The sequence below is a fragment of the Sphingopyxis sp. GW821-FHT12C06 genome (genome assembly GCF_058807415.1).
The window spans coordinates 279,340-304,629 of the sequence record NZ_JBXAQR010000004.1; the positions used below are offsets into that span (position 1 = coordinate 279,340).

25 protein-coding genes are annotated in these 25,290 nt (G+C 65.9%); 9 read left to right on the forward strand and 16 right to left on the reverse strand.

Annotation, left to right across the window (positions count from 1 at the left end; genetic code table 11):
- A complete protein-coding gene (locus AC1RRJ_RS13585) occupies window positions 1–567 on the reverse strand; it encodes a F0F1 ATP synthase subunit delta (protein WP_493123550.1) in 567 nt (188 codons plus the stop codon).
- 207 nt (window positions 568–774) lie between these two features.
- Between AC1RRJ_RS13585 and AC1RRJ_RS13590 the strand changes: the two genes are divergently transcribed.
- Window positions 775–1,452 (forward strand): dienelactone hydrolase family protein, encoded by a 678-nt coding sequence (locus AC1RRJ_RS13590; RefSeq protein ID WP_493123552.1) that lies wholly within the window; start codon window positions 775–777, stop codon window positions 1,450–1,452.
- Window positions 1,449–1,976: a P-loop nucleotide/nucleoside kinase family protein gene (locus AC1RRJ_RS13595; protein WP_493123554.1), complete on the forward strand. Its 528-nt coding sequence runs from the start codon at window positions 1,449–1,451 to the stop codon at window positions 1,974–1,976. Before AC1RRJ_RS13590 ends, AC1RRJ_RS13595 begins: the two co-directional genes overlap by 4 nt.
- On the opposite strand, the gene AC1RRJ_RS13600 is transcribed toward AC1RRJ_RS13595, so the two are convergent.
- Window positions 1,951–3,495: a S1C family serine protease gene (locus AC1RRJ_RS13600; protein WP_493123556.1), complete on the reverse strand. Its 1,545-nt coding sequence runs from the start codon at window positions 3,493–3,495 to the stop codon at window positions 1,951–1,953. The genes AC1RRJ_RS13595 and AC1RRJ_RS13600 overlap by 26 nt on opposite strands.
- 41 nt (window positions 3,496–3,536) lie before the next feature.
- The gene (locus AC1RRJ_RS13605) at window positions 3,537–4,358 is read right to left on the reverse strand and encodes a DUF2306 domain-containing protein (protein ID WP_493123558.1); all 822 of its coding nucleotides are present in this window, start codon (window positions 4,356–4,358) and stop codon (window positions 3,537–3,539) included.
- Window positions 4,359–4,524: 166 nt separating this feature from the next.
- Here AC1RRJ_RS13605 and AC1RRJ_RS13610 point away from each other — a divergent pair, with 166 nt between their 5' ends.
- The 3 genes from AC1RRJ_RS13610 to AC1RRJ_RS13620 are packed head-to-tail and all read left to right on the forward strand — an operon-like array spanning window position 4,525 to window position 6,849.
- Window positions 4,525–4,995 carry a DUF1203 domain-containing protein gene (locus AC1RRJ_RS13610; protein WP_493123560.1) on the forward strand — a complete coding sequence of 157 codons (471 nt, stop codon included), beginning with the start codon at window positions 4,525–4,527 and terminating at the stop codon, window positions 4,993–4,995.
- Window positions 4,992–6,053 (forward strand): bifunctional DNA-binding transcriptional regulator/O6-methylguanine-DNA methyltransferase Ada, encoded by a 1,062-nt coding sequence (gene ada, locus AC1RRJ_RS13615; RefSeq protein WP_493123561.1) that lies wholly within the window; start codon window positions 4,992–4,994, stop codon window positions 6,051–6,053. The genes AC1RRJ_RS13610 and ada overlap by 4 nt, the downstream gene beginning before the upstream one ends.
- Before the next feature lie 37 nt (window positions 6,054–6,090).
- The gene (locus tag AC1RRJ_RS13620; RefSeq protein WP_493123562.1) at window positions 6,091–6,849 is read left to right on the forward strand and encodes an isocitrate lyase/PEP mutase family protein; all 759 of its coding nucleotides are present in this window, start codon (window positions 6,091–6,093) and stop codon (window positions 6,847–6,849) included.
- A gap of 3 nt (window positions 6,850–6,852) precedes the next feature.
- On the opposite strand, the gene AC1RRJ_RS13625 is transcribed toward AC1RRJ_RS13620, so the two are convergent.
- The 3 genes from AC1RRJ_RS13625 to AC1RRJ_RS13635 all read right to left on the reverse strand — a co-directional run bounded on the left by AC1RRJ_RS13625 (window position 6,853) and on the right by AC1RRJ_RS13635 (window position 12,522).
- Window positions 6,853–9,021, reverse strand: coding sequence for a primosomal protein N' (locus AC1RRJ_RS13625; RefSeq protein WP_493123564.1), 2,169 nt, complete (start codon window positions 9,019–9,021; stop codon window positions 6,853–6,855).
- Window positions 9,022–9,184: 163 nt separating this feature from the next.
- Window positions 9,185–10,273, reverse strand: a complete 1,089-nt coding sequence (locus AC1RRJ_RS13630; RefSeq protein ID WP_493123566.1) for a PepSY-associated TM helix domain-containing protein — start codon at window positions 10,271–10,273, stop codon at window positions 9,185–9,187.
- 2 nt (window positions 10,274–10,275) lie between these two features.
- Window positions 10,276–12,522 carry a TonB-dependent receptor gene (locus tag AC1RRJ_RS13635; protein ID WP_493123568.1) on the reverse strand — a complete coding sequence of 749 codons (2,247 nt, stop codon included), beginning with the start codon at window positions 12,520–12,522 and terminating at the stop codon, window positions 10,276–10,278.
- Window positions 12,523–12,665: 143 nt separating this feature from the next.
- Here AC1RRJ_RS13635 and AC1RRJ_RS13640 point away from each other — a divergent pair, with 143 nt between their 5' ends.
- A complete protein-coding gene (locus AC1RRJ_RS13640) occupies window positions 12,666–14,978 on the forward strand; it encodes a patatin-like protein (RefSeq protein ID WP_493123570.1) in 2,313 nt (770 codons plus the stop codon).
- Between the two features lie 116 nt (window positions 14,979–15,094).
- On the opposite strand, the gene dnaJ is transcribed toward AC1RRJ_RS13640, so the two are convergent.
- Window positions 15,095–16,216 carry a molecular chaperone DnaJ gene (gene dnaJ / locus AC1RRJ_RS13645; protein WP_493123572.1) on the reverse strand — a complete coding sequence of 374 codons (1,122 nt, stop codon included), beginning with the start codon at window positions 16,214–16,216 and terminating at the stop codon, window positions 15,095–15,097.
- 61 nt (window positions 16,217–16,277) lie between these two features.
- The gene (gene dnaK / locus AC1RRJ_RS13650; RefSeq protein WP_493123574.1) at window positions 16,278–18,182 is read right to left on the reverse strand and encodes a molecular chaperone DnaK; all 1,905 of its coding nucleotides are present in this window, start codon (window positions 18,180–18,182) and stop codon (window positions 16,278–16,280) included.
- 153 nt (window positions 18,183–18,335) lie between these two features.
- Between dnaK and AC1RRJ_RS13655 the strand changes: the two genes are divergently transcribed.
- Entirely contained in the window at window positions 18,336–18,869 is a 534-nt protein-coding gene (locus AC1RRJ_RS13655) for a copper chaperone PCu(A)C (protein WP_493123576.1), read from the forward strand.
- Window positions 18,870–19,349: a vgr related protein gene (locus AC1RRJ_RS13660; RefSeq protein WP_493123578.1), complete on the forward strand. Its 480-nt coding sequence runs from the start codon at window positions 18,870–18,872 to the stop codon at window positions 19,347–19,349.
- Window positions 19,350–19,424: 75 nt separating this feature from the next.
- Here AC1RRJ_RS13660 and AC1RRJ_RS13665 read toward each other — a convergent pair whose 3' ends face one another.
- Window positions 19,425–19,601, reverse strand: a complete 177-nt coding sequence (locus AC1RRJ_RS13665; protein WP_493123580.1) for a hypothetical protein — start codon at window positions 19,599–19,601, stop codon at window positions 19,425–19,427.
- 41 nt (window positions 19,602–19,642) lie between these two features.
- Window positions 19,643–19,966: a hypothetical protein gene (locus AC1RRJ_RS13670; protein ID WP_493123582.1), complete on the reverse strand. Its 324-nt coding sequence runs from the start codon at window positions 19,964–19,966 to the stop codon at window positions 19,643–19,645.
- Between the two features lie 112 nt (window positions 19,967–20,078).
- On the opposite strand from AC1RRJ_RS13670, the gene AC1RRJ_RS13675 reads away from it, so the two are divergent.
- Window positions 20,079–21,434 (forward strand): DNA recombination protein RmuC, encoded by a 1,356-nt coding sequence (locus AC1RRJ_RS13675; RefSeq protein ID WP_493123584.1) that lies wholly within the window; start codon window positions 20,079–20,081, stop codon window positions 21,432–21,434.
- A 34-nt stretch (window positions 21,435–21,468) separates the two neighbouring features.
- On the opposite strand, the gene AC1RRJ_RS13680 is transcribed toward AC1RRJ_RS13675, so the two are convergent.
- From AC1RRJ_RS13680 to AC1RRJ_RS13705, 6 genes are all read right to left on the reverse strand, one after another.
- Window positions 21,469–22,176: an META domain-containing protein gene (locus AC1RRJ_RS13680; RefSeq protein WP_493123586.1), complete on the reverse strand. Its 708-nt coding sequence runs from the start codon at window positions 22,174–22,176 to the stop codon at window positions 21,469–21,471.
- Between the two features lie 162 nt (window positions 22,177–22,338).
- Window positions 22,339–23,151, reverse strand: a complete 813-nt coding sequence (locus AC1RRJ_RS13685; protein WP_493123588.1) for a TrmH family RNA methyltransferase — start codon at window positions 23,149–23,151, stop codon at window positions 22,339–22,341.
- 4 nt (window positions 23,152–23,155) lie between these two features.
- On the reverse strand, window positions 23,156–23,434 hold the full coding sequence (locus tag AC1RRJ_RS13690; RefSeq protein ID WP_088474028.1) for an HPr family phosphocarrier protein: 279 nt from the start codon (window positions 23,432–23,434) through the stop codon (window positions 23,156–23,158).
- A complete protein-coding gene (locus AC1RRJ_RS13695; protein WP_493123590.1) occupies window positions 23,431–23,859 on the reverse strand; it encodes a PTS sugar transporter subunit IIA in 429 nt (142 codons plus the stop codon). The genes AC1RRJ_RS13690 and AC1RRJ_RS13695 overlap by 4 nt, the downstream gene beginning before the upstream one ends.
- Before the next feature lie 14 nt (window positions 23,860–23,873).
- A complete protein-coding gene (gene rapZ / locus AC1RRJ_RS13700; protein WP_493123592.1) occupies window positions 23,874–24,815 on the reverse strand; it encodes an RNase adapter RapZ in 942 nt (313 codons plus the stop codon).
- Window positions 24,812–25,258 carry an HPr kinase/phosphorylase gene (locus AC1RRJ_RS13705; protein WP_493123594.1) on the reverse strand — a complete coding sequence of 149 codons (447 nt, stop codon included), beginning with the start codon at window positions 25,256–25,258 and terminating at the stop codon, window positions 24,812–24,814. Before AC1RRJ_RS13705 ends, rapZ begins: the two co-directional genes overlap by 4 nt.
- Between the last annotated feature and the right edge of the window lie 32 nt (window positions 25,259–25,290).

The window sequence follows — 25,290 nt, forward strand, 5'->3', positions numbered from 1 at the left end:
TTAGCCTTTCATCGCCTGTGCGAAGCTATTGAGACGGGTACGGATGCTGCCGTCGATCAGCTGGCTGCCCAGCTGGACGACGAGGCCGCCGAGGATGGCGGGGTCGACGGTCGTGGCGATGCTGACATCGCGGCCGACACGGGTCTTGAGGTTGGCCGTCAGCTCTTTGAGCTGGGCGGCCGAAAGCGGATGCGCGCTGGTGACCTTGGCGGTCACTTCGCCGCGATGGTCTGCCACGATCGCATCGAATGCGTCGATCATCCTGGGCAGATCGGCGAGGCGGCGATTCTCGGCGAGGACGCCGAGGAATTTCGCGGTCAGCGAATCGAGCTTCATCGCCTTGGCGACGGCGCCGATGGCGTTTGCGGCGTCGCCGCGGCTGACGACCGGGCTGGCGACCAGCGCCGAAAGATCAGCCGATTCGGCGAGACCGGCACGGAGCGTCGCGAGGCTTTTGGCCGCCGCGTCGATCGCGTTCGATTCGCGAGCCAGATCGAACAAAGCGACCGCATAACGGCCCGCGAGGCCCGCCGTGATGTTGCCCTGAATGCCGCCGGAATTCTCCACGCGTGAAAGTCCTTTTGCTACGATCCCGAGGGGGATGGGCCGCGCGGGTTTATGCGGATATTCGGAAATATCCCCCGCAGCGAAGTCGCGGCGCGCCTAGCAACGATTTTGCTGCAATGCAAGGCGGGGCGGCGATTGCTTTTGGGTCTTCGTACGATAGGGACGGTCCGGGCAAAAAATGTGAACGCAAACGACAGAGGGTGAGCGATGGGCGAGATGATCCGGATGATGATGAACGACGGCGCCGAGGTCGCGGTCTATCACGCCCGACCCGACGGCGAGCGCCGTGGCGGGCTGGTGCTGGTGCAGGAGATTTTCGGGGTCACCGGCCACATTCGCGAGCTGTGCGACGAATATGCCGCTGACGGTTATGAAGTGCTGTCGCCCGCATTGTTCGACCGCGAGCATCCCGGATTCGAAAGCGATTATTCGGGGCCGCAGTTCGAGCGCGCGGTGCAGCTGGCGCGCGAGCTGCATCCGTTCGAGCAGAGTCTGAAGGATGCGCAGACGTGCATCGACGCGCTGAAGGCGAAAGGGCCGGTGTTCATCACCGGCTATTGCTATGGTGGATCGGTCGCGTGGCGGATGGCGCAGATCAGCCCCGATCTGGCGGCGGCGTCATCCTATTATGGCAGTCTGGTGCCGACGCAGTTCGCCGATCAGGCGCCGCAATGCGCGGCGATCGCCCATTTCGGGCGATTCGACGGCGGCATCCCGATGGAGGGCGTCGAGGCGCTGATTGCCCGCGACCACCCGACGGCGCAGATTTTCGTCTATGAAGCGGGGCATGGTTTCAACAGCGACCGGCGCAAGGATTATCACGAACCGAGCGAATCGCTCGCCCGCGAACGCACGCTGATGCTGTTCAAGGCGTGCGGGGGATGAGGCTGGTCTTCATTCACGGCCCCGCGGCGAGCGGGAAGCTGACCGTCGCGCGCGAACTCACCGGCCTGACCGGCCTGTCGCTGTTCCACAATCATCTGGTCGTCGATGCGCTGCTGGCGGTGTTCCCGTTCGGTAGCCCGGCGTTCGTCGCGCTGCGCGAGGCGATGTGGCTCGACGTGTTTCGGGCGGCGGCGTCCGAGGGTCGCTCGCTGGTCTTCACCTTTCACCCCGAGGCGAGTGTCGCCCCCGATTTTCCCGACCGTGCTGTCGCCGCTGTCGAGGAAGCGGGCGGGCGAGTCGATTTCGTCGCGCTGGCCTGTGCGCCCGGACTGGTCGAGGCGCGAATCGAGGCGGCGGCGCGGCAGGCGAGCGGCAAATTATCCTCGGTGGCGTTGCTTCGCGAGCTCGAAGCGCGGGGGGCCTTTGCCTATCCCCCGCTGCCGGCCGCGATCACCATTGATACCGGGGCGATGAACCCCGGCGAAGCGGCTGCGCGCATCAGCGAGTCGCTGGGCCTGCGCTAGCCGCGCCCTTCGCTATCGGCTGGCAGCGATAGACCAGCCGCTCGTTCGGCGCCGCGGGAAGCGCGCTGCGGATCGCGTCCTGCTGGGTTGCCAGCCCGGCGAGTTCGTCCGCATTGGCGGTGCAGCTTTTCAGCGTCACGCCGGCGCGAATTTCGCGCGCCTTCGTCATCGTGTCGGCGTCGAGCAGATAGCGGTCGACGCGATATTCCTCGGCCGCCTGGTCGATCGAGGCGATGGTGACGGTGGCTTCGTCATTGGGCACGAGGATGCGTTGCCAGCGGCCGTCGGACCCCTGCGCATATTGGGTGCGGTCGTTGACGCAGCCGCCGCCGCTGATCGTCACCGGAACGTCGGTGGTCGCCGACACGGTGATCCGGCTGCGGTCGGGGCGGATGGTGCAGAGGAAGCGGCCCTCGGCGAGTTTCGGCGCCGTGGCGGTGCCGGGCGCCGCGGGCTCGTCGGTCGTCGCGGCGAGGACATCGGGGCGGGTGATGAAGAGGATCGCGGCGGCGAGCATCAGCACCGTCCCCGCGCCGCCCGCGATCTTCGCATTGCGGATATTCTTCTGGCTGTAGAAGAGCAGGCCCGCGCCTGCAGCGAGCGCGCCGATGACGAACAGCACGCCGGCGAGGGCGATGCGATTTTCGCGCGCGGCGAGCGCTTCTTTCGCGGCGCGCGCCTGCTTGAGTTCATGGTCGAGCCTGGTCGCCGCCGCCTTGGCATTATTGGCCTCGGCCTCGGCGCGCGCGGCGGCGTCGAGCACGGCGCGGTCGCGCGCGTCGGCTTCCGCCAGCGACAGGCATGCGGTGCCGATGCTGGCATATTCCTGCCCGGCGTCGGCGAGGAAGCGCGCGAGCTCGCGCGTCGAAATGGCGAAGGCGAAGGGCGAATCGCCGTCGTCGGCGCGGGTGATCGCCGAGTTGATGCCGACGATGCGGCCGCATTGGTCGACGAGCGGGCCGCCCGAATTGCCGCGCGAGATTTTCGCGGTGTGGACGAGCATTGCGACGCCGTCGACGGCTTGCGTGTTCGACAAATTGCCCTCGCTGCGCACCGGGCTGCGCGGGGTGATATAGTCGTTGGCGCTGCGCGCGGTCGCAAGATCGACATTGCCCGGATATCCGAGCGCGACGACGTCAGTGCCCGATTCGAGCGGGCCGGTATAGACGGTCGCTGCGGGAAGCCGCGCGCCGCTGATCTCGATCAGCGCGAGGTCGCGCGCGACGTCAATCGCGATCAGCTTGGCCGCAAAGCTTTTCTGACCTTCCGACGGGACGACTCCCAGCGCGACATTGCCGGGATATTTGACCGCCGATTCGACGACATGCGCGTTGGTGACGATCCGCGTCGGCGAAATCGCGATCCCGCTGCCATGGCCGAAGCCTACCACCTCGCCATCGACCATCGCGACGGTGACGACGCGAACGACGCTGCGCGACACCGCGCTGATATCGTCGGCAGCGCGTGCCGGCTGGGCGAGGGTGAAGAGGGCGGCGAGGAAGAGGAGGATGCGGGTCATGGGGGGCACCCTAGACTCGCGCCGCGCGAAGGCAAGCCGCGCTAGATATAGGGGCCCCACATCACCATCCACGCCCCGGCGCTGCCGGCGAGGATGACGAGGCCGCTGAGGACGAGAAGCGCTGCGACGCCGTTCCTCGCCGCGGGTGTTCCCCGCGCTCCCGTGCGCAGATAGATTTCGGCGACCGCGAGCGGGAGCAGCGAATTGGCGAAAGCGAGAAACAGGTCGAACGGACCGTCCATCGCCTCGCCGATCCCCGCGCCGCCGGTCGCGAGGCCCCAGGCCATATAGCCGACGCGCATGAACCAGACCGCGCTGGCGACCGCGAACAGCCGGATCGCCCAGCGGCGATGATCGACGAAGCGCCGCGCGCGGGCCGCACCAAATGCCATAGCGCCGAAACCCATGATCAGCAGTGCATCGAGCGTGATGCCAATCGCGCCGCCCAGCGCGAGCCACGTTCCGCGCCCCCATGTCATCCAGAGCCCGCCGAGTGCGAGCGCGAGCGCGCAGAGCAAATAGAGCCGGCCGTTCCAGCGATGCAGCGCGGGCCAGCGATTGCGGATGACGGGAAGCAACTGCACCAGCCCGCCGAAGGTGATGATGGCGGCCATCAGCACATGCGCCGCGAAGAAGAGATTGCCCGCAGTATCGCCTGCGACGAAGCCGGTGATTAGCGGCTTGTCGTTCCACGCGGCGAAATTTCCGGTCAGCGTCGGGGGGTAATAGAACAGCAGGATGAAGGCGATGAAGAGCAGCTGCCCGGCCGCGATCGCGAGATAGCAGAAGGTTGCGGAGCGCCCCAGCCAGTCGGTTCGGCGCGCGGTTCTTGCGGGTGCGATTGCTGCGTCGATGGATGCCATGGCCAACCCTCCGGTATGCGCGGCAGAATGGCGGAGGGGCGTTGGTGAGTCAATGATATAATACAGCAACACACTAAGGGGTTGCCACTTTGAACGCAAGCATCGGGACGCGGTCCGGATCGCACCGTGGCATTGCACGTCCAACGCCGAAAGAAAGGAAGATCCAATGACCTATTTGATCCACGGGCTCAGCCCCGATCCCTTCAAGCCCATGTTCGCGATGGACGACGCCGAACTTGCCGACCGCAACGCGCGGCGCGTCACCGCGACCTCCGACCGCGGCTTTCCCTGCCGCATCAGCCTCGAGGATGCGCGCATGGGTGAGGAACTGATCCTGCTCCATCACACCAGCCATGATGTCGCGACGCCCTATCGCAGCGCCTATGCGATTTATGTGCGGCCGGGTGTGGCCGCGGCGACCTGGCGCGACGAACTGCCGCCGGTGTTCGAAGGCCGATCGTTCGCACTGCGGGCTTTTGACCAAGGCGGGATGCTGCAAACTGCGCGGCTTGCGGGACCGGGCGAGGCCGATAGCGCGATCCGTGACCTGTTCGCCGACGACGCCACCCACTATATCGATGCCCATAACGCCGCCTATGGCTGTTTCGCGGCGCGGATCGAAAGGGATGCGGCATGAGCAGCGACCTGATGAACGACGACGCGCGCTGGGCGGCGGTGCTGCGCCGCGACCGCGCGCTCGACGGGCGCTTCGTGACCGGAGTGCTGACAACGGGCATTTATTGCCGGCCGAGCTGCGCCGCACGCCATCCGCACCGCGACAATGTCCGCTTCTTCGCCGATGGCGCGGCGGCGTGCGCGACCGGGCTGCGGCCGTGCAAGCGCTGCCTGCCCGATGATGTTGCGCGCGACGAAGGCGCGGTGCTCGCGGCGATCAAGGCGATCAAGCAGAGCGAGGAACCCCTCGCGCTCGCCGATCTCGCGAAGCGCACCGGCTATTCGCCGACGCATTTCCAGCGTGTCTTCACGCGTCACACCGGGCTGTCGCCCGCCGCCTATGCCCGCGCGCTGCGCGAGGAACGCGCGCGGCAGGCCTTGAGCGATGGCAATCGGGTAACCGACGCGATTTATGACGCGGGCTTTTCGGGGCCGTCGCGTTTCTATGAGAATATGGAGGGACGGATGGGAATGACGGCTTCGGCGTGGGTCAATGGCGGCAAGGGGGCGACGATCCACTGGGCGGTCGTGCCGACCAGCCTGGGCGAGATGCTGGTCGCCGCGACGACAAAGGGCGTGTGCCGGCTGAGCTTCGCCGAAGGGCGCGAGGCGCTCGAAGAACGCTTTCCGGCGGCCGAACTGGTTGAGGGCGGCGATGCGTTCACGGCGTTGCTCGGGCAGGTCGTCGAGGCGGTCGAAGCGCCGACGGGCGGTTTCGATCATATCCCGATCGACGTGAAAGGCACCGCCTTTCAGGAAGCGGTGTGGCGCGAGCTGCGCAAAATTCCTGCGGGCGAAACGCGCAGCTATTCCGACATTGCCGCGGCGGTCGGCAAGCCCAAGGCGGTTCGCGCGGCGGGGAGCGCCAATGGCGCGAACAATGTCGCGGTGTTGATCCCGTGCCACCGTGTCGTGCGCAGCGATGGATCCCTGGGCGGCTATGCCTATGGTCTGCCGATCAAGGACGAACTGCTGCGCCGCGAGGGCGCTCCCGGCCAGCCGCGCCTCGACGATTTTTGACGAACCGATCCCCGAACTGAGAAGATGGAGTTTCCGCATGACTGACAAAATTGCCGCCTTCCGCGCTCTGCACGTCCCCGGCGACCCGCTGATCCTCGTCAATATCTGGGATGCGGGGAGCGCCAAGGCCGTTGCCACGGCGGGCGCGAAGGCGATCGCGACCGGCAGTTATGGCGTCGCGGGCGCGCAGGGCCGCGCCGATGGCGAGGATTTCCCGCTCGAGGATGTGTTCGAAAATCTCGCACGCATATTGTCGGTCACCGACCTGCCGGTCACGATCGATATGGAATCGGGTTATGGCGCCGATCCGGTGGCGGTCGGCGTGTCGGTCGGCCGGGCGAAAGATGCGGGCGCAGCGGGGATCAACATGGAGGACCGGCTGCCCGGAGCCGACGAGCTGCTGCCGGTCGCCGAGGCCGGCGCGCGCTATCGCGCTGCGGCTGATACCGGCATTTTCGTCAACGCGCGCTGCGATGTGTTTCGCGGCGCCGATGCGGCGAAGGATGGCGACGCGCTGGTCGCGGCGACGCTCGAACGCGCGCGCGTCTATGCCGATGCGGGGGCTGGGTCGCTGTTCGTGCCCTTCCTGCTCGACCCCGAATGCATCGGCGCGATCTGCGAGAGATCACCGCTGCCGGTGAATATCTTGCGCGGCAAGGGCGGCCCGACCCACAAGGAACTTGCAGCCCTCGGCGTCGCACGGATCAGCCATGGCCATCAGTCGTGGGCCGCCGCGATGGGGTGGCTGACCGCACAGGCGCGGCAGGTCTTCGGTGGGGCCGAACCCGATTATTGAGGGTCAGACGAAGCTGTAAGGATCGATGTCGATCGCGAGCCGCGCTTTCGAAGGCCAGTCGATCTGGCCGACCCAGTCGCGAATCGTACCCTGCAGGTCGAAGCTGCGCGGGGCGTGGAGCAGCAGACGGAAGCGGTGGCGGCCGCGGAGCATCGCGAGCGGGGCGGGGGCGGGGCCATAGACGGCGAGACCCTCGGCGACCGGCGCCTTGTCGCCCAATCGCTTGGCGACGCCCCGCGCGACCTCGATATCTTCGGACGAGATGACGAGCGCGGCGAAGCGGCCATAGGGCGGTGCCCCGGCATGTTTGCGCGCTGCGGCCTCGGCCGAATAGAAACCGTCACGGTCGTTGGCGACGAGCGCCGCCATGACGGGCGCGTCGGGGACGCGGGTCTGGATCAGCACCTCGCCGGGCTTGACCCCGCGCCCCGCGCGCCCCGCGACCTGCGCGATCTGCTGGAAGGTGCGTTCGGATGCGCGCAGGTCGCCGCCGTCGAGGCCGAGGTCGGCGTCGACCACCCCGACGAGGGTGAGGTTGGGGAAATGATAGCCTTTGGTGACGAGCTGCGTCCCGATGATGATGTCGACCAGCCCGCCCTCGACATTGTCGACGAATTCGGCGGCTTTCGCAGGCGACCAGAGCGTGTCGGAGGTGACGATCGCGACGCGCGCCTCGGGGAAGCGCAGGGTGACTTCGTCGGCGACGCGCTCGACCCCGGGGCCGCAGGCGACGAGGCTGTCCTCATCCTTACATTCGGGGCAGAGCCGTGGCGGCGGCATGACATGGCCGCAATGATGGCAGGCGAGGCGGTGGACGAGGCGGTGCTCGACCATCCATGCGGTACAGTTCGGGCACTGGATACGGTGGCCGCAGGTGCGGCACAGCGTCAGCGGCGCGAAGCCGCGGCGGTTGAGGAAGAGCAGGCTCTGCTCGCCCTTGGTCAGCCGGTCGGCGAGCGCGTCGACGAGCGGCGGGGCGAGCCAGCGGCCACGATCGGGCGGGTTGACCCGCATGTCGATCGCCGCGAGGTCCGGCAGGGTTGCGCCGCCGAAGCGCGCGGGTAGCTGGATGTGGCGATAACGCCCCGATTCGACCTGTGCGAGGCTTTCGAGTGCGGGCGTCGCGCTGGCGAGGACGACCGGTAGCCCCTCGAAATGGCCGCGCATCACCGCGACATCGCGCGCGTGATAATGGACGCCATCCTCCTGCTTGAAGCTCGTCTCATGCGCTTCATCGACGACGATCACACCGAGCCGGGCATAAGGGAGGAAGAGCGCCGAGCGGGCGCCGATGACGATGCGGGCGTCGCCGCTGGCAATCGCGTGCCACGCGCGGCGGCGTTCGGCCGAGCGGAGGCCACTGTGCCAGCCCACAGGCTCGCAGCCGAAGCGCGCGGCGAAGCGCGTGAGCATCGGTTCGGTGAGCGCGATTTCGGGGAGCAACACCAGCGCCTGCTTGCCCGCGTCGAGCGCCGCAGCGATCGCCTCCATATAGACTTCGGTCTTGCCCGATCCGGTGACGCCGTCGAGCAGCAGCGTCTCGAATTTCTCGGCGGCGACCGCGGCTTTGAGCTGCGCGGCGGCGGCGGTCTGTTCATCGGAGAGGTCGGGCGGGGCGAAGGCGGGATCGGGTTCGGGGTAGGGCGCGTCGGCGGAGACCGAGATGGCTTCGAGCGCGCCGGTCTGGACGAGGCCGCGAATCACCGCCTCGCTCACCTCGGCGAGCGCGGCGAGCTCGCGCACCATGCCTTGGCGCTCGCCAATTGCCTCGAGCGCCACGGTGCGTTGCGGCGTCATCCTTGCGGGAACCTCGCCGGTGGCGCGATATTCGACGATCGGGCGGCGCGCGTCGGCAAAGGCGACCCCGGGGAGGACCATGCGCAGCACCGAGCCGGGCGCGGCGAGATAATAGTCGCTCGTCCATTCGATGAGGCGGCGGAGCGGCGCCTGAATCGGTGGCACCGCGACGATTTCGTAAAGATTGCGCAGGCGGTTGTCGCCGACGGGTTCGGGGGCGCCGAAGCTTTCATCCTCCCACACCACGCCGCCGAGCCGCCGCGGGCCGAGCGGCGCGACGACGACGCTGCCGAGCGGGGCTTCGCTTTCGCGGGGGACGCGATAGTCGAGCGGGCCGAGGGCGGCGGTCAAGAGGAGGACGCGGGCGCGGGTCATGGGTGGGGCAGGATATAGGTTGCCCGGCAAAATAGGAAAGCGCCGTGGATGCGGCCGGGACTCTATTCCTTCGTCATGCCGGACTTGATCCGGCATCCCGCTTCTTGTGTGGCAGGGCAAAGGGTAGCTGGACCCCGGATCAAGTCCGGGGTGACGATGGTGGTTAGTTTGTGGCCAGCGCCGCTTTCTTAACCGGCCGCTTCACGGGCTTCGGCCGGCGGAACCAGAAGGTCCAGACGGTGAGGCTGCCGAGTAGCGCCATCGCAAGCCCCGACACGGTGAGCAGCAGGCGATAGGACAGCCCGCCGACCTTTCCGGCATGGAGCGGATAGGCGATGTTGAACGCTTGCGCCCCCGGTGCCATCGCGAGCGCGTCGCGGGAACCGAGCAATTTGCCCGTCGCGGCGTCGAACCAGAGCGTCGAGCGGCCGTTGGGGAGCCACTCGGCCTGTTGCTTCATGCGCAGCATGATCGGGTCGCCGGGCTTGCGCGGCAGGCTGAGGATGCGGAATTCGGCGCCGGGGAAGCGCTGTCGCGCCTCGGTGAGCATCGCGCGATAATCGGGTTTTACGGCGAGCGGGCCGCCCTTGTATTTGGGTGGCTCGAGCGCCTTTGCCGTTTCGGCAACCGAGCCGAAGGGCGCGACGATGATCGCGGCGAAGGGGCGGAAGAGCATCATCGTCCCGGTGACGACCGACAGCAGCAATAGCGGCGCGACGACGATGCCGAGGTCGCGGTGCTGCATGACGATTGCGGGGCGGCTCATTCGCTTGGGCCACAGGCGGAGTTTGAAGGTCCGCCGCGTGCGCCACCACAGGATCGCGCCCGAGATGATGAAGAAGAGTGCGCAGAGGCCCGCGATCCCTGACACCCATTCGCCGAAATCGCCGGTGAACAGATGGTGGTGGAAATCGAACAGCCAGATTTCGGGGCGCTCCCACTGGCTCGCCCAGCGCGAAACCACCTCGCCCGACTGGCTGGCATAAAGACCCGCGCCCTCGTCGAAGCGCAGCTGGTGCAGCCCGAGGCGCGGGCTTGCGTAGATGATGCCCTGCGGATCGCCGGGCAATGCCATCAGTCTCTCGGTCGTCGCGGTGATCACGCTGAGGTCGCTGCGCAATGGATCGGCCGCGTGGGGCAGGCCGATCCATTCTTCCTTGTGAACAAGGATCGCGCCCGACAGGCCGAGCAGCGCGAGGATGAGGCCGATCAGGCCGCCGATCCAGCGATGGAGCGTGTCGAGCGTTTTCATCCCTAGAACCTGTAATCCCAGCCGAGGGTGAAGGTGCGCCCGCGCCCCGCGAAGAAGGACAGCGGATCCTTCGGCAGGCGGGTGTCGCTCGAATAGTCGATATATTGCTTGTTGAACAGATTCTGGACCGACAGGCTGATGCCGCCGATGCCGGTCTGGTAGCGGGCATAGGCGTCGGTCAGCGTATAGCCGCCGAAATCATTGTCGCCGAGCAGGTTGGGCCGACCCGCGGCATCGTCGGCGGCACGCGCCTTGCCGTCGAAGCGGCGCTTGAAATAGACCTGTGTCTGCACGCGCGCCGAAAAGGGGCCGCTGGCATAGCTCGCCGCAAGGTTGAGCCGGTCGGGCGAGATGTTGACGCCGTCGAGATCGCTGTCGACCTTGCCGTCGGGCACAACATCGCTGTCGAACCGGCCGTTGAGATGGGCATAGCCGATATTGAGCTTGAGCCCGTCGATCGGCGTCTGGACGCCCAGATTGACTTCGAGCCCCTGAATTTCAACGCGCAGGCGCTGAACGTCGAAATTGCGGTCGGCGCCCGTCACCAGCAACTGGCCCTTGTCGCTCGACGACCAGAAATAGGCGGCGCTGGCATCGACGGGGCCGCGCTTGACTTCAAATCCGATCTCGCGGTTGTTCGACACGACGGGGGAGATATCGAGGAAATTGTCGATGTCGATGCCGGGATCCTTCACCGCGCGGGTGATACGGCCGATGTCGGGGACGGTGAAGCCCTCGGCATAGCTCGCATAGGCGCGGATGCCGGCCCAAGGCTCGACGATCACGCCGCCGTTGATCAGCAGATCGTCGAACTTGGGCTTGCCGCCCCCGACATCGACGCCGCCATAGCTCGCCACGCCGCAGGGCACCGGCTGCACGGCCGGCGGGTTGGGGCAGGCGACAAAGGTGGTCGACGCGAGCGTATGGAAATCGTCGATCTTGATCTGGACATTTTCCCAGCGCACGCCGCCGGCGACGCGGACAATGCCGTCGAACAGTTTGAGATTGGCCTGACCGAAGGGCGCGAGGCTGCGGAAATCGCTTGACGGTACCCAGACGCGGCCGGTCGCGATCAGCGCCTGCTCGGTCTTGTCGACGAGCGCGTCAAAGCCGATCGTCATGGTCAGATCCTCAAATCCGGGCACCGCGCGTTCATAGCTGAATTTGGCGCCGAGCTTGCGGCTGCGATTCTGCGACTGGTCGAACAAGGTGCCGACAGGGGCCAGCTTGGGATCCTGAAAGGTTGCTTGCGTCAGGATTTCGCCGCCGAAGGTGTCGCGGCTGCGGTTGAAGAATATCTGGCCGACGAAATTGCCGCCGCCAAGGTCGGTATCGGTCAGCGACAGCGCGATGCTTTCGGTGCGGCTCGCGGCCGATTCGCCCGGCGGGGTGCCGCGCTTGGCACTTGTAGGCAGACCGGTCAGCCGGTTGCCGGCGACCGCGACATAGTCGCCATCGCCCTTCAGTTCGAAACGGCTGGCGATCAGGTCGAGCCGTGCTGTCGATGACAATTCATATCCAAGGCGCGCGAACAGTGAGAGGGTTTTGCTATCCTGCGTCTCTCCCTGCGTCAGGTTGAGCCCGATCGGGCGCCCCTTGGCATCGGAAAAGACGCCGCGAATGTCATACGCAGCGCCCACGGTCGCGTCGAAGCGGCCCGCCTTATACTGGACAAGACCGGCAATCTTTCCGCCCATTCCGGCTTTGGAGAAATCATTGTCCGCGGTGCCTTGCAGCAGCACGCGGCCACCGATGCCTTCGTCTTTCGGCGCGCCAACCGTGACCTGATTGACGATCCCGCCGGTGCCGCCGATGCCCTGCAGCGCGTTCGAGCCGTAGATCAGTTCGACACGGTCGACGAAAAAGCCGTCGATAGTGAAGCCGTCACGGCTGCCGTCGCGCATCGGGGTCGATTGCGGGATGCCGTTGATTGCATAGAGCGGCGAGCGGCCGCGCAGCGTTTCGCCCGAGCCCGACAGTTTCTGGCGCGTCGGCGAGAAGCTGGGGGTCAGGTTTGCGACCGCGTCGGTGACTGACCCCGACATCGCGATCTGCTGATCGAGCGTGTCCTTGTCGATGATGTCGATCGTCAGCGGCAGCGCGTTGGGCGGCAAGATGGTGCGCGCCGCAGTGACGACGATCGTCGCCTCGCCGTTCGCGCCTTCGTCGACGGGCGCTGTGTCCTGCGCAAAGGCGGGGGAGGACAGCGCGGTAGTAACCAGTGCGGCGGCGACGAATTTGCGAATCATTCTTAACTCCTGTCCGGAGCGGCCGCTAATGCGAGAGATTTGCAGAAGCAAGGGAAAAGCCTGGCATGGGAGAGCCGGCTTTGCTTTGCCGGAGCGGTGTGGAAAATTCGCCACACCCGGCAAATCGCGCTATCATATTGCCGATGCGGGAAAAGGAACTGCGCTTCGCCCTGATTTGCTACGGCGGTATCAGCCTGGCCGTCTATATGCACGGCATCACCAAGGAGGCGTGGCGTCTGGCCGCGGCCTCGCGCGCCTGGCACGACGGCGCGGTACCGACGGGATCGGGCGCGGTCTATGGCGAATTGCTCGCGGCGATTGCGGCGCACAGCAATGTGCGGCTGCGCGTGATGGCCGACATTGTCGCGGGCGCGAGCGCGGGCGGGATCAATGGCATTTTCCTCGCCCGTGCGCTGGCGACCGGCCAGTCGCTCGACCCGCTCACCGACCTGTGGCTCGATGACGCCGATGTCGACAGCCTGCTCGACCCCGATGCGCGGCCGCTGTCGGCGGCGACCAAATTCTGGGCGGTGCCGATCGCCGGCTGGGCGATGAAGAAGCGCGGCAATGTCATCGACCGCACCGTCGGAGAGGGCGCGCAGGACGAGGTGCGCGCCAAGCTCTCGCGCTTCGTCCGCGCGCGCTGGTTCGAGCCGCCGTTCGGCGGTGCGACCTTTTGCAACCTGCTGCTCGACGCGTTTGATGCGATGGAGGCGGGGCCGAAGGGGCCGGTGCTGGTGCCTGCGGGGCAGCCGGTGGACCTGTTTGTCTCGGTTACCGATTTCGCGGGGCATAGCGCGCCGCTCGCGCTCAACAGCCCGCCGCGCGTCACCGAGCAGGAGCATCGGCTGGTGATGCATTTCCGGCAGAATGGGCGAAGCGGCAAGCAGCTGAGCGACGTACCGGGGCTGGCCGCAGCGGCGCGCGCGACCGCGAGTTTTCCGGGCGCCTTTCCGCCCTTCACGCTGCGCGAACTCGACGGTGTGCTGGAAAAACGCGGGATCGACTGGCAGGGCCGCGACGATTTCATCCGCGTGCAGCTTCCCGCGGGCGGCGAGGCCGACCCCGCCGACCGGGTGCTGATCGACGGATCGGTCCTCGCCAACGCGCCCTTCCGCCCGGCGATCGCGGCGCTGAAACAGCGCCCGGCGCGGCGCGAGATCGACCGGCGCTTCGTCTATATCGACCCCAAGCCCGATTTCCGCTCGATCAGTTTCGGCAAGCCCGGGGCGGCCGCCGAGGGTGAGCCTGCGCGGCTACCCGGTTTCCTGTCGACGATCCTCGGCGCCTTGTCCGAAATTCCGCGCGAACAGCCGATCCGCGACAATGTCGAGGCGATCGGCGGCATGTCGCGGCGTATCCGGCGGATGCAGCATATCGTCGATGCGATGAAGGTCGAGGTCGAGGAACAGGTCGCGGCGCTGTTCGGCAGCACTTTCTTCCTCGACACCCCGACCCCGGCGCGGCTCGATAAATGGCGCGCCAAGGCACAGGATCAGGCCTCGCTGCGCGCGGGGTTTGCTTACGCACCCTATGGCCATCTGAAACTCTCGGCGGTCGTCGAGGAGCTGGTCGCGGTGATCGACCGGCTGGCACCTGCGGAAGGCCCGGTGCATTTCGCCAACCGGCGGCGGGCGCTGTGGGAGGAGGTCCGCGCGCGCGGGCTCGACCGGATTTCGGGCAAGCGGGGCGCCGGCGCGAGCGGCGATGCGGTCGCCTTTTTTCGTACCCACGACATGGGCTTTCGCATTCGCCGATTGCGCTTTCTGGCACGCGAACTCGATGCGTCGGTCGAGGCGCGTCGCGCCGAGCGCGACCTGGCATGCGAGGAAATGCGCGGGGCGATCTTCACCGCGCTCGGTCTGTATCTGGAGCGCGAGGGTGATGCGTGGCTCGCCGACCTCGATGTGCCCGCCGACGCCGGGCCGGGGCATTGGATCGACGCGATCGCGGCGCGGCGCGACCTGACCACGGTCGATCGCGACGCCGATGCGCTGATCGCGGCGGCGCTTGCCGCGCTGCCGAAGGACGACCGGCGGGTGATGCTGCTCGCCTATCTGGGTTACCCCTTTTACGACATTGCGACGCTGCCACTGCTGCAGGGCGAAGGGTTCGACGAGTTCGACCCGATCAAGATCGACCGCATTTCGCCGTCGGACGCGACCGCGATCCGTACCGGCGGCGCGGGCGCGATGCTGAAGGGGATCGAGTTCAACAGCTTCGGCGCCTTTTTCAGCCGCGCGTACCGCGAGAATGACTATTTGTGGGGGCGGCTCCACGGTGCCGACCGGCTGATCGATATTGTCGCGAGCAGCGTGACCGGCGACGCTGCGATGCCCGCCGATGCGCTGGCCGCGATCAAGCGACGCGCTTTCCACGCAATACTGGATGAAGAGGAAGGGCGGTTGCCCAAGGTGAAGGCACTGATCGACGAGCTCAGGGGCGAGATTGGCTAATTATCTTTGCCATCCCCGCGAAAGCGGGGACCCGGAGCGCGCGCCGGCTGACTCCACTCCCGGGTTCCCGCTTTTGCGGGAATGACACTATCGGATGTCGGCGGTGCCGGGTGGGATCAATCGGTCAGATCGTCCCACATTTCCTTGATGCGGCCGAAAAAGCCCTGACTGGCGGGGCATTCGTCGCCGGTTTCGGTTTCGCGAAACTCGGCGAGCAGCTCCTTCTGGCGCGCGCTGAGCTTCGTCGGGGTTTCGACGTCGACCTGGACGACGAGGTCGCCGTGGCCGCGGCCATTCAGGACCGGCATGCCCGCGCCGCGCTTGCGCAGCTGCTTGCCCGACTGGATGCCCGCCGGGATGTTGATGTCATGCTTCTCGCCGTCGAGCCCCGGAATGGCGATGTCGCCGCCGAGCGCCGCGGTGGTGAAGCTGATCGTCGCGCGGGTGAACAGCGTCGTGCCCTCGCGTTCGAACACCTTGTGCTGCGCCATGTGGAGGAAAATATAAAGGTCGCCCGGCGCGGCGCCGCGCGCACCCGATTCGCCTTCGCCCGACAGACGGATGCGCGTACCTTCGTCGACGCCGGCGGGAATGTTCACGGTCAGCGTCTTGCGCCGGTCGACACGGCCTTCGCCGTGGCAGCTGTTGCACGGATCGGCGATCACCTCGCCCGCGCCCTGACAGGCGGGACAGGTGCGTTCGACCATGAAAAAGCCCTGCTGCGCGCGCACCTTGCCGTGGCCGGCGCAGGTTCCGCAGCGGTTTGTGCGGGTGCCGGGCTTGGCGCCCGAACCGTCGCAACTGTCGCAGCGCGCGGCGACATCGACCTGAATCTCGCGGGTGCAGCCGGCGAAGGCGTCCTCGAGTTTGATTTCCATGTCATAGCGCAGGTCCGCGCCGCGCGCGGGGCCGCGTTGCTGGCGGCCGCCGCCGAACGCCGAACCGAAAATCGATTCGAAAATATCGCCGATGTCGCCGAAATCGGCGTTGCCGCCGCCACCATTCGCGCCGCGCACGCCATCCTTGCCGAAACGGTCATAGGCGGCACGCTTTTGCGGATCTTTCAGGCAGTCATAGGCCTCGCTGATCGCCTTGAAGCGCGCTTCGCTGTCGTCGCACCCCGGATTTTTGTCGGGGTGATACTTCATCGCGAGCTTGCGATAGCTGGCCTTCAGCGCCGCTTCGTTGGCGGTGCGTTCGACTTCGAGCAGTTCGTAATAATCAATGTCGAGTGACATAGGTCAACAGGTCCCCTCTGCCCCGTCGCGCCGGCCCGGCGCGACGGGGAGAGTTTCGTGATTATTTCTTGTCGTCTTCGACTTCGGAGAATTCGGCGTCGACGACGTCTTCGTCGCTCTTCGCTTCTTCAGCATCGGCGCCGGGGGACGCGGCCGCCTGCTGTTCCTTCTCGTAGATCGCCTGGCCGAGCTTCATCGCGACCTGTGCGAGGGCCTGCGACTTTTCGGTCATCGCTGCGGCATCGCCGCCCTCGATCGCGGTCTTGGTTTCGGCGATCGCGGCTTCGATTTCGGCCTTCAGGCTCGCGTCGATCTTGTCGCCATGTTCGATGATCTGGCGCTCGGTCGAGTGGACGAGGCTTTCGGCGTTGTTCTTCGCCTCGGCCGCTTCGCGGCGTGCCTTGTCCTCTTCGGCGAACTGTTCGGCATCCTTGACCATCTGGTCGATGTCGGAGTCCGACAGGCCGCCCGATGCCTGGATCTTGATCTGCTGTTCCTTGCCGGTGCCCTTGTCCTTGGCGTGGACCGACACGATGCCGTTGGCGTCGATGTCGAAGGTCACTTCGATCTGCGGCACGCCGCGCGGAGCGGGCGGAATGCCGACGAGGTCGAACTGGCCGAGCGCCTTGTTGTCGGCGGCCATTTCACGCTCGCCCTGAAACACGCGGATCGTCACTGCCGACTGATTGTCGTCAGCCGTCGAGTAAACCTGCGACTTTTTGGTCGGGATCGTTGTGTTGCGATCGATCATGCGCGTGAACACGCCGCCGAGCGTCTCGATGCCGAGCGACAGCGGGGTGACGTCGAGCAGCAGCACGTCCTTGACGTCGCCCTGCAGAACGCCCGCCTGGATTGCGGCGCCGATCGCGACGACTTCGTCAGGGTTCACACCGGTGTGCGGTTCCTTGCCGAAGAAATCCTTCACGACTTCGCGCACGCGCGGCATGCGGGTCATGCCGCCGACGAGCACGACTTCGTCGATTTCGCTCGCCGAAACGCCGGCGTCCTTGATCGCCTTCTTGCACGGCTCGAGGGTGCGCTTGACGAGATTTTCGACCAGCTTTTCCAGATCTGCGCGGGTGATCGTCTTGACCAGATGCTTCGGTCCGCTGGCGTCGGCGGTGATGAAGGGCAGGTTGACCTCGGTCGTCGCGGCGGTCGACAGCTCGATCTTCGCCTTTTCGGCGGCTTCCTTCAGGCGCTGGAGCGCGAGCTTGTCGCCGCGAAGATCAATGCCTTCGTCTTTCTTGAAGCCGTCGGCGAGATACTGGACGATCGTCGAGTCGAAATCTTCACCGCCGAGGAAGGTGTCGCCGTTGGTCGACTTTACCTCGAACACGCCGTCGCCAACTTCGAGGATCGAGATGTCGAAGGTGCCGCCGCCAAGGTCATAGACCGCGATCGTCTTGTTCTCGGTCTTGTCGAGGCCATAGGCGAGCGCGGCTGCGGTCGGCTCGTTGATGATGCGCAGCACCTCGAGGCCGGCGATGCGGCCGGCGTCCTTGGTCGCCTGGCGCTGGGCGTCGTTGAAGTAAGCGGGAACGGTGATCACCGCCTGCTCGACCTTTTCACCCAGATAGGCTTCGGCGGTTTCCTTCATCTTCTGAAGGATGAACGCGCTGATCTGCGACGGCGAATAATCTTCGCCGCCGGCCTTGACCCATGCGTCGCCGTTGCTGCCCTTGGTGATGCTGTAGGGGACGAGTTCCATATCCTTCTTGGTCATGGGATCGTCGAAGCGGCGGCCGATCAGGCGCTTCACCGCAAATACCGTGTTTTCGGGGTTGGTCACAGCCTGGCGCTTTGCCGGCTGACCGATCAGCCGTTCGCCGTCCTTGGCGAAGGCGACGATCGACGGCGTCGTGCGCGTGCCTTCGACATTTTCGATAACCTTGGGCTTGCCGCCTTCCATCACCGCCACGCAGCTGTTGGTGGTGCCGAGGTCGATCCCGATCACTTTGGCCATATTTCACTCGTCCTTGTTGCTTCCCGGCGCCCTAAACAGGCACGCCGTATGTTGGGTTTCTGGGGGCGATATAGGTGCGCTTATCCTTGGCACAAGGGTTTTGAGGGCTTATCGAGGAGGGGAATTCATGCGCTTTTACGGAGTCCTCCCAAAATGAAACCCTTTGCCATCCTTGCCGCCGCCACCGCCGCGCTCACCCTGACGGCTTGCGGGGAAAATCTGGGCAAGGGACCGGAGCTCAACGTCGTCAGCGGCCATATCGTGATGGGGGCGACCCCCGACCGGCCGGCGGTCGGCTATTTCCGGGTCACCGGCGGGCCGCGCCCGGTGAAACTGATGGCGGTGACCGCCGACCTCGCACAGCGGGTCGAGATGCACGAAAGCGTCAAGGAAAACGGCATGATGACGATGAAGCCGCTTGCCAGCGCCGACGTTCCCGCAAAGGGCGAGCTGCGGTTTGCGCAGGGCGGCAAGCATTTGATGATCTGGGGCATCAACGGCGCCGCCGTGCGCGCGGGCAAGCTGCCGATGGCGTTCGTCTTCACCAACAACAATAACGAGCGCATCCTGTTCGACATGGTGATCAAGCCGGCCGAGGGGGCCGCGGTCACCGATGGCGGAATGGATCATGGCGCGATGAACCATGCCGACGCCGGCAAGGCAGCCCCGGACGCGGCCAAGAAATAAGTGCGGCGACCGTCGCGTCCCCTGACTCCGGGCGAAATCGCGCTCGCGCGCCCGGTGTTCGGCGACGCGATCGCCTATGACCGGGTACGCATCTGCCACCATAAATGGATTTTCTTCCAGCCGCGGCACATCGTCATGGCGCCGATGGGCAGCCTGCATTTCAACCCGCACGGCGACCTCTATTGCGACGATTTCGGCGCGGCGTCGCAGCGATTGCAAGGGCTGTTCATCCACGAGATGGTTCATGTCTGGCAGGCGCAGACGCGCGGCCGCTGGTATCTGGTGCTGATGCGCCACCCGTTCGCGACCTATCACTACAGCCTCAAGCCTGGCTGGCGGCTCGAACGCTACGGGCTGGAGCAGCAGGCCGAGATTGTCCGCCACTACTGGCTGCTGACGCAGGGCATGATCGTCGGCGGCGCGCCGGGGGTGGAGGCGTATCGGGCGGTGCTGCCATTCGGGCCGGAGCACCAAGTCTGACAGGAAGGGGGCCGGCGCTTCGGTGTTGCGCCGGTAAAAGGCCGGGAGGCGACCAGGCGCCCCCCGACCGGATGATCAATGTTGCATGTCTTTGTGCTCGGGGTGTTCTTCACCCTTTTTGCCCATTTTGTCGCAACAGGCGCAATCCTCCTTCATCTCCTTGCAGCAGCAGTCCCTGGTCGGGGCTTCTGCGGCGAAGGCGCTGACGGGGGCGGCCAGCGCGATGGCCAGCCCGAACATGATGGTTTTCATTGTAAAACTCCTTGAAAGACAGAAACTGGAAACAGAGCCTTCTATCGTCGTGGAGGTTCGAAACCGGGGGCAGGATGAACGCCGTGGAGGGTGCGCCCGTCGGGCGCGGCGAGTGGCATGTCTTCGTGCACGCGCGGCGCCAGCGTCGCAGCGGCGCCATTGATCGCGATGCACGGGGCGACACAATGCGGGTGGGGCGGCGGCGTCTTTTTCCCGGCCGGTGCGGGGTGGCCACAGTCGGTCGTCGCCATGGCTTCGGGCTGCGCGGCGACCGCCTCCATGCAAAAGGGCCCGCCGGGACCGGCGACGAACAGCATCGCCGCGACCAGCGCGAGCAAGCATCGTTGAAGGCCCCGCATTGTCATATCGATATGGTCCTTATACCGGATCGAGGGTGAGCATAAGCTGCAAAGTGCGGCATGACATTGGGCAATTAGCGACTAGCCAAGCGAGCGGTGTTCATTCTATGTTCCATGCATGGATATCATGTTGCTCATCATCGCTTTCGTTGCCCTATTTCTGGGAGCGGTCATCGGCTGGCTCGCTGCCGGCCGCCAGTCGGGCGGGCTCAAGGCCGAACGCGACGGATTTGCCGAACGGTTCCGGAGCGCGGTCGCCGACCTTGCCGCCGAGGCCGAGGCGCGCAAGCGCGCCGATATCCAGTTGGCCTCGCTGCTGAGCGAGCAGCGCGCGCGTGACGAAGCGCATGATGCGCAGATCGCGCAACTCAAGGACGCGCAAGCGGCGCTCACCACGCAGTTTCGCGAGGTCGGGCAGGTGATGCTCGACGGCGCGCAAAAGGCGTTTCTCGATCGTGCGGAAGCGCGCTTCAAGGAGAGCGAGGCGACCGCGGGGCAGAATTTGAAGGCGTTGCTCCATCCGGTCCACGACAGGCTCGAAAAATATGAACTGGCGGTGGCGAAGGTCGAGGCCGAGCGGCGCGACGCTTTCGGGCTGCTGCATGGCCAGATTGCGGCGATGCGCGAGGGCACCGAGCGGGTGTCAAGCGAGGCGGCGAAGCTGGTCAACGCGCTGCGCAACGCGCCCAAGGCGCGCGGGCGCTGGGGCGAGCAGCAATTGCGCAACGTGCTCGAAAGCTGCGGCCTCTCAGAACATGCCGATTTCCAGACCGAGGTGAGCGTGACCGACGGTGACGGCGGGCGACTGCGTCCCGACGTCGTGGTGCGCGTTCCGGGCGGGCAGAATCTCGTGATCGACGCCAAGGTGTCGCTCAACGCCTATCAGGATGCATTCGGCGCGGTCGACGAACGCGAGAAGGTCTCGCATCTTGCCGCGCATGCCGCGGCGATGAAGGCGCATGTGAACACGCTGGGTGCCAAAGCCTATTGGAACCAGTTCGACGACACTCCCGATTTCGTCGTGATGTTCGTCCCCGGCGAACATTTCCTCGCTGCCGCGCTCGATCAGGATCCGGGGCTTTGGGACTATGCGTTCGAGCGCAAGGTGCTGCTCGCGACCCCGACCAATTTGATCGCGATCGCGCGCACCGTGGCGGCGGTGTGGCGGCAGGAAAAACTTGCCAATCAGGCGCGCGAAATCGCGGCGCTGGGTAAGGAGCTTTATGCGCGTATGAGCACGATGGGGGCTCACATCGCGCGCGTCGGGAAGAATCTCGATCAGGCGACGGGGGCGTATAACAGCTTTGTTGGCAGTTTCGAATCGCAGGTGCTGACGCAGGCGCGGCGTTTCGAAAGCCTCGATATCGAAACCGGCGACAAGGAGATTCCCGTGCTGCCCGTCGCCGAGCAATCGGCGCGCCCGCTCGCCAAGCTGGCGGCGGCGCCGGCGGCGGTCAACGACGCGGGGGAATAGGGTTCGGCCCCTGCTATTGCAGGGGCCGTGATGGTCAGATCACCCGTTTGAGTACGGCGGTCTTGCCGTTTTTTCCGGTCAGCACCATCGTGCCGTCCGACGGGAAGCTGATACCCGCAGGGGCGGACATCAGGTCGGAAAAGGCGCGCTCCTGCTCCATGCCGGGGCCGGGACAGGCCATCAGCGTCGCTGCGAGCTGACCCGCGGTCAATACGCCGTCCTTGACGGCATAGCCGCCGCCGAAGCGGTTGCAGCCTGCGCTGCCGCTGAGCCGTTCGCCGTCGAATTGCAGCGAGGTCGGACGGTCGGACGTCACCGCCACTCCGCCGATCGACACGAAGGTCCAGTTCGACCCCGCCAGCGTATCGGGCGGCAGGATCGCGCCACCGCAGCCCTTCACCGTCTTGCCGTCGGCCGTGACGGTCACCGTATCGGCGTAGCGCCGATCGCTCATCCCGTCGCTGCACGCCGTGCGGGTGACGTCGACCGTCAGGCGCGGCGTGACATAACGTTCGCCATTGAAGGATGGCTTCGCACCGGGGTTCGGCACAATGATCTTCGTCTCGCCATAATCGCCGGCATAGTTCAGCCGGCCCGGGGTAATCTCGAGCGTCCAGCCGGGCTCGGTGCCGAGTGCCATATAGGCGGTCGCGGGCGGTCCACCGGGGCCTTGTGGCGGCGCTCCGGCCGCGCAGCCCGCAAGAGTGGCAGCAAGGGCAAGCAGGGGAAGGGTTTTTGACATTGGATACTCCTGGGCACCTCCGTTCGTGCCGGGCGGAGGCGGGATACCTGTCGTCATCGTGCGAGACCGGGAATCCACGAACCTCGCGCAATGCGAACGGGAAAGCCGGCCGGATAATAGCATGCGAATGGCGGCATGCTGAACGATATTGCAGGCGCCCGTTCAGCTTCGCTGCTGGTTCAGCACCTCATAGGCCATTACCGCCGTGGCGACCGCAGCATTGAGGCTGTCGGCCTTGCCCATCATCGGCATTTTTACGCGCACGTCGGCGGCGGCGGCATATTCGGCGGGCATGCCCTGCGATTCATTGCCGGTGAGGATGAAGGTCGGCGCGTCATAGCGCACCGCCTGATAATCCTGGGTGTCGCCGCCGAGCCACGTCGCGACGAGCTGGCCGGGTCCCTGCCGCAGCCAGGGGAGGAATTCCTCCCAGCGTGTGACGACCAGCTTTTGCGTGAAGATCGCGCCCATGCTCGCGCGCACCGCCTCGACGGCATAGGGATCGGTGCTTTCGTCGAGCAGAATCAGCCCGCCCGCGCCGACCGCATCGCCGGTGCGCAGCATCGTGCCGAGATTGCCCGGATCGCGCAGCCGTTCGGCGACAAGCCAGATCGGTGATGCGCTGCGGTCGAGATCGGCAAGGCTGGTTTCGGGTTCGGCATAGATGCCGACGACGGTTTGCGGATTATCCTTGCCCGATAATTTGGAGAGGATTGCCCCCGTCGTGTCGATCACCTCGCCGCCCGCTTTCAGCGTGTCGGCGGCGAGCGCGGCGGCGAGCGGGTGCGCGTCGCCATCGGGGCCGAGGAACAGCCATTGCGGGAGGGTGCCCGCCTCCCGGGCTTCGGTTGCGATGCGCAGCCCCTCGGCGAGGAACAGGCCTTCGGCGCGGCGATGGCGTTTCTCGCGGAGCAGCCGCATCCGCTTGATCAGCGGGTTCGACAGACTTTCAATCGGGGTACGACGACCGGTCATGCGGTCAATCCTCGCCGAAGCTGTCCTTGACCAGCCCGACGAGCTTGAGCAGCGCGGCATCGGCGCCGTCGCCCTTCGTATAAATGGTGATCGAATCGCCCTTTGCGGCGCCGAGCATCATCAGCCCCATGATAGACGTGCCGTTGACGCGCGAACCATTGCGTTCGACCTCGACGCTCACCGTTTCAGGCAGGCGGCTGACGAAGGTGACGAATTTTGCGCTGGCACGCGCGTGGAGCCCGCGCTGGTTGGTGATTTCAACCGTTTCCGAAATTTCGCTCATGAACCCACCCCCAGCATTTCCGATGCGACGGAAATATATTTTTGTCCGGCTTCCTTTGCGGCGATCACCGCGGGGCGAAGCTCCATCGTCTTGCGCGCGCTTTCGAGACGGATCAGCATCGGCAGATTGACCCCGGCGATCACTTCGGTCCGACCTGTTTCGAGCAGGCTGATCGCGAGATTCGACGGCGTTCCGCCGAACAGGTCAGTCAGCATGATCACACCGCGGCCTTCATCGACCTTGCGCAGCGCATCGGCGATTTCGCGGCGGCGCATTTCCATATTGTCGTTGGGGCCGATGCAGACCGTCGCGATCGCGCGCTGCGGACCGACGACATGCTCCATTGCGGTCACCATCTCCTCGGCGAGTCGGCCGTGGGTGACCAGGACCATTCCCAGGAGCGGCAAGGCTTTATCGGTGGGCATGAAAAGCGGGACCCTTATGCTTGTTCGTCGCCGGACGCGGGAGATGCGGGCGGGGGCTTGCCCTCAAGCCCATCTTGCGGGGCAGAGTCAAGGTTGCGGTGGGTGAGTGTCGGGCGATGGCCCGCGGCGCGGAGCGTCCGGGTGACGCGGTCGGCGACATGAACCGAACGGTGACGGCCGCCGGTGCAGCCGAACGCGATGGTGACATAGCTTTTGCCCTCGGCGCGGTAGCGCGGCAGCAAGGCGAGGATCAGCGCCTCAATCTGCGCCACCGTCGCCTCATAGGCGGGGTCGGCGACGATATAGGCCGCGACATCGGCGTCGAGCCCGGTGCCCGGGCGCAATGCGCTATCCCAATGCGGATTGCGCAGATATCGCATGTCGAACACCAGATCGGCGTTGCGCGGCAAGCCGCGCGCGAAGCCAAAGCTCAATATATTGAGGGCGGGTTCGTCGTGGCTGCTGTCGCCGAAGCGCTGGCGGACCTCCTGTTGCAGATCGTTGCTGCTGTAGTTGGTGCTGTCGATGACATGTTCGGCCCAGCGACGCAGCGGCTCCATCATCTCGCGCTCGCGCGCGATGCCGTCGGCGGCGGGACGATCCTCGGCGAGCGGGTGGCGGCGGCGGGTTTCGGAAAAGCGCCGTTCGAGTTCGGCGCCGGCGCAGTCGAGGAACAACGTCTGCACGTCGCGCCCGCCGGCATCGCGCAGCGCCTTGATCTGTCGCACCAGCGCTGCGGGCTTGAAGCCGCGGCTGCGGCTGTCGATCCCCACCGCGAGCGGTCGCCCTGCCTCGCTGCTTTTGACCGGGGCGTCGATCAGCGCGTCGAGCAGCGCGAGCGGGAGATTGTCGACAACCTCCCACCCCAGATCCTCGAGCACCTTCAGCACGGTCGATTTGCCCGCGCCCGAAAGGCCGGTGACGAGCAGGAGGCGGGGTTCGGGATGGTTGGTCATGGGTGGAGCGCCAAATGGTCGAGCGCGAGCAATATCTTGATAGGCGCCGATGCTTCAAAGGCGGATAGCTGGATAGCATGGAGCGCGTGCTCCGCGACCATTTCCACCTGCCCCGCCGGCGGCATGCGTTCGTAGCGTTCGGTCAGCCGCACCGCGAGCGCGAGCGGAACGGGCGCGGTCCAGGGTTGTTCGACGATGCCGATCCCGCGCACTTCCAGTTTGCCGGCAAGAGCCGCGGGCGGGCGGCACCACAGCTGGTTCCGGTCGAACCAGATGTCGCAGCGATCGTCGGCAACGAGCCGCGCGCCGCGATCGATCAGCCGTAGCGCGAGATCCGACTTGCCCTGACCCGACAGGCCGAGCAGCAAAATGCCGCGGCTGCCGGCCGCGACGCAACTGGCATGGACATTGACGATCTGGGGCTGGGTCCGGCTGGGAAACATCGCGCAGGCTTACCGGTGCTGCTGCAGGGCCG

Excerpts from the sequence above, each read along its gene's own strand:
- AC1RRJ_RS13590 (WP_493123552.1), top strand. The coding sequence starts at position 775 with ATGGGCGAGATGATCCGGATGATGATGAACGACGGCGCCGAGGTCGCG.
- AC1RRJ_RS13595 (WP_493123554.1), top strand. The coding sequence starts at position 1,449 with ATGAGGCTGGTCTTCATTCACGGCCCCGCGGCGAGCGGGAAGCTGACC.
- AC1RRJ_RS13600 (WP_493123556.1), bottom strand. The coding sequence starts at position 3,495 with ATGACCCGCATCCTCCTCTTCCTCGCCGCCCTCTTCACCCTCGCCCAG.
- AC1RRJ_RS13605 (WP_493123558.1), bottom strand. The coding sequence starts at position 4,358 with ATGGCATCCATCGACGCAGCAATCGCACCCGCAAGAACCGCGCGCCGA.
- AC1RRJ_RS13610 (WP_493123560.1), top strand. The coding sequence starts at position 4,525 with ATGACCTATTTGATCCACGGGCTCAGCCCCGATCCCTTCAAGCCCATG.
- ada (WP_493123561.1), top strand. The coding sequence starts at position 4,992 with ATGAGCAGCGACCTGATGAACGACGACGCGCGCTGGGCGGCGGTGCTG.
- AC1RRJ_RS13620 (WP_493123562.1), top strand. The coding sequence starts at position 6,091 with ATGACTGACAAAATTGCCGCCTTCCGCGCTCTGCACGTCCCCGGCGAC.
- AC1RRJ_RS13625 (WP_493123564.1), bottom strand. The coding sequence starts at position 9,021 with ATGACCCGCGCCCGCGTCCTCCTCTTGACCGCCGCCCTCGGCCCGCTC.
- AC1RRJ_RS13630 (WP_493123566.1), bottom strand. The coding sequence starts at position 10,273 with ATGAAAACGCTCGACACGCTCCATCGCTGGATCGGCGGCCTGATCGGC.
- AC1RRJ_RS13635 (WP_493123568.1), bottom strand. The coding sequence starts at position 12,522 with ATGATTCGCAAATTCGTCGCCGCCGCACTGGTTACTACCGCGCTGTCC.
- AC1RRJ_RS13640 (WP_493123570.1), top strand. The coding sequence starts at position 12,666 with ATGCGGGAAAAGGAACTGCGCTTCGCCCTGATTTGCTACGGCGGTATC.
- dnaJ (WP_493123572.1), bottom strand. The coding sequence starts at position 16,216 with ATGTCACTCGACATTGATTATTACGAACTGCTCGAAGTCGAACGCACC.
- dnaK (WP_493123574.1), bottom strand. The coding sequence starts at position 18,182 with ATGGCCAAAGTGATCGGGATCGACCTCGGCACCACCAACAGCTGCGTG.
- AC1RRJ_RS13655 (WP_493123576.1), top strand. The coding sequence starts at position 18,336 with ATGAAACCCTTTGCCATCCTTGCCGCCGCCACCGCCGCGCTCACCCTG.
- AC1RRJ_RS13665 (WP_493123580.1), bottom strand. The coding sequence starts at position 19,601 with ATGAAAACCATCATGTTCGGGCTGGCCATCGCGCTGGCCGCCCCCGTC.
- AC1RRJ_RS13670 (WP_493123582.1), bottom strand. The coding sequence starts at position 19,966 with ATGACAATGCGGGGCCTTCAACGATGCTTGCTCGCGCTGGTCGCGGCG.
- AC1RRJ_RS13675 (WP_493123584.1), top strand. The coding sequence starts at position 20,079 with ATGGATATCATGTTGCTCATCATCGCTTTCGTTGCCCTATTTCTGGGA.
- AC1RRJ_RS13680 (WP_493123586.1), bottom strand. The coding sequence starts at position 22,176 with ATGTCAAAAACCCTTCCCCTGCTTGCCCTTGCTGCCACTCTTGCGGGC.
- AC1RRJ_RS13685 (WP_493123588.1), bottom strand. The coding sequence starts at position 23,151 with ATGACCGGTCGTCGTACCCCGATTGAAAGTCTGTCGAACCCGCTGATC.
- AC1RRJ_RS13690 (WP_088474028.1), bottom strand. The coding sequence starts at position 23,434 with ATGAGCGAAATTTCGGAAACGGTTGAAATCACCAACCAGCGCGGGCTC.
- AC1RRJ_RS13695 (WP_493123590.1), bottom strand. The coding sequence starts at position 23,859 with ATGCCCACCGATAAAGCCTTGCCGCTCCTGGGAATGGTCCTGGTCACC.
- rapZ (WP_493123592.1), bottom strand. The coding sequence starts at position 24,815 with ATGACCAACCATCCCGAACCCCGCCTCCTGCTCGTCACCGGCCTTTCG.
- AC1RRJ_RS13705 (WP_493123594.1), bottom strand. The coding sequence starts at position 25,258 with ATGTTTCCCAGCCGGACCCAGCCCCAGATCGTCAATGTCCATGCCAGT.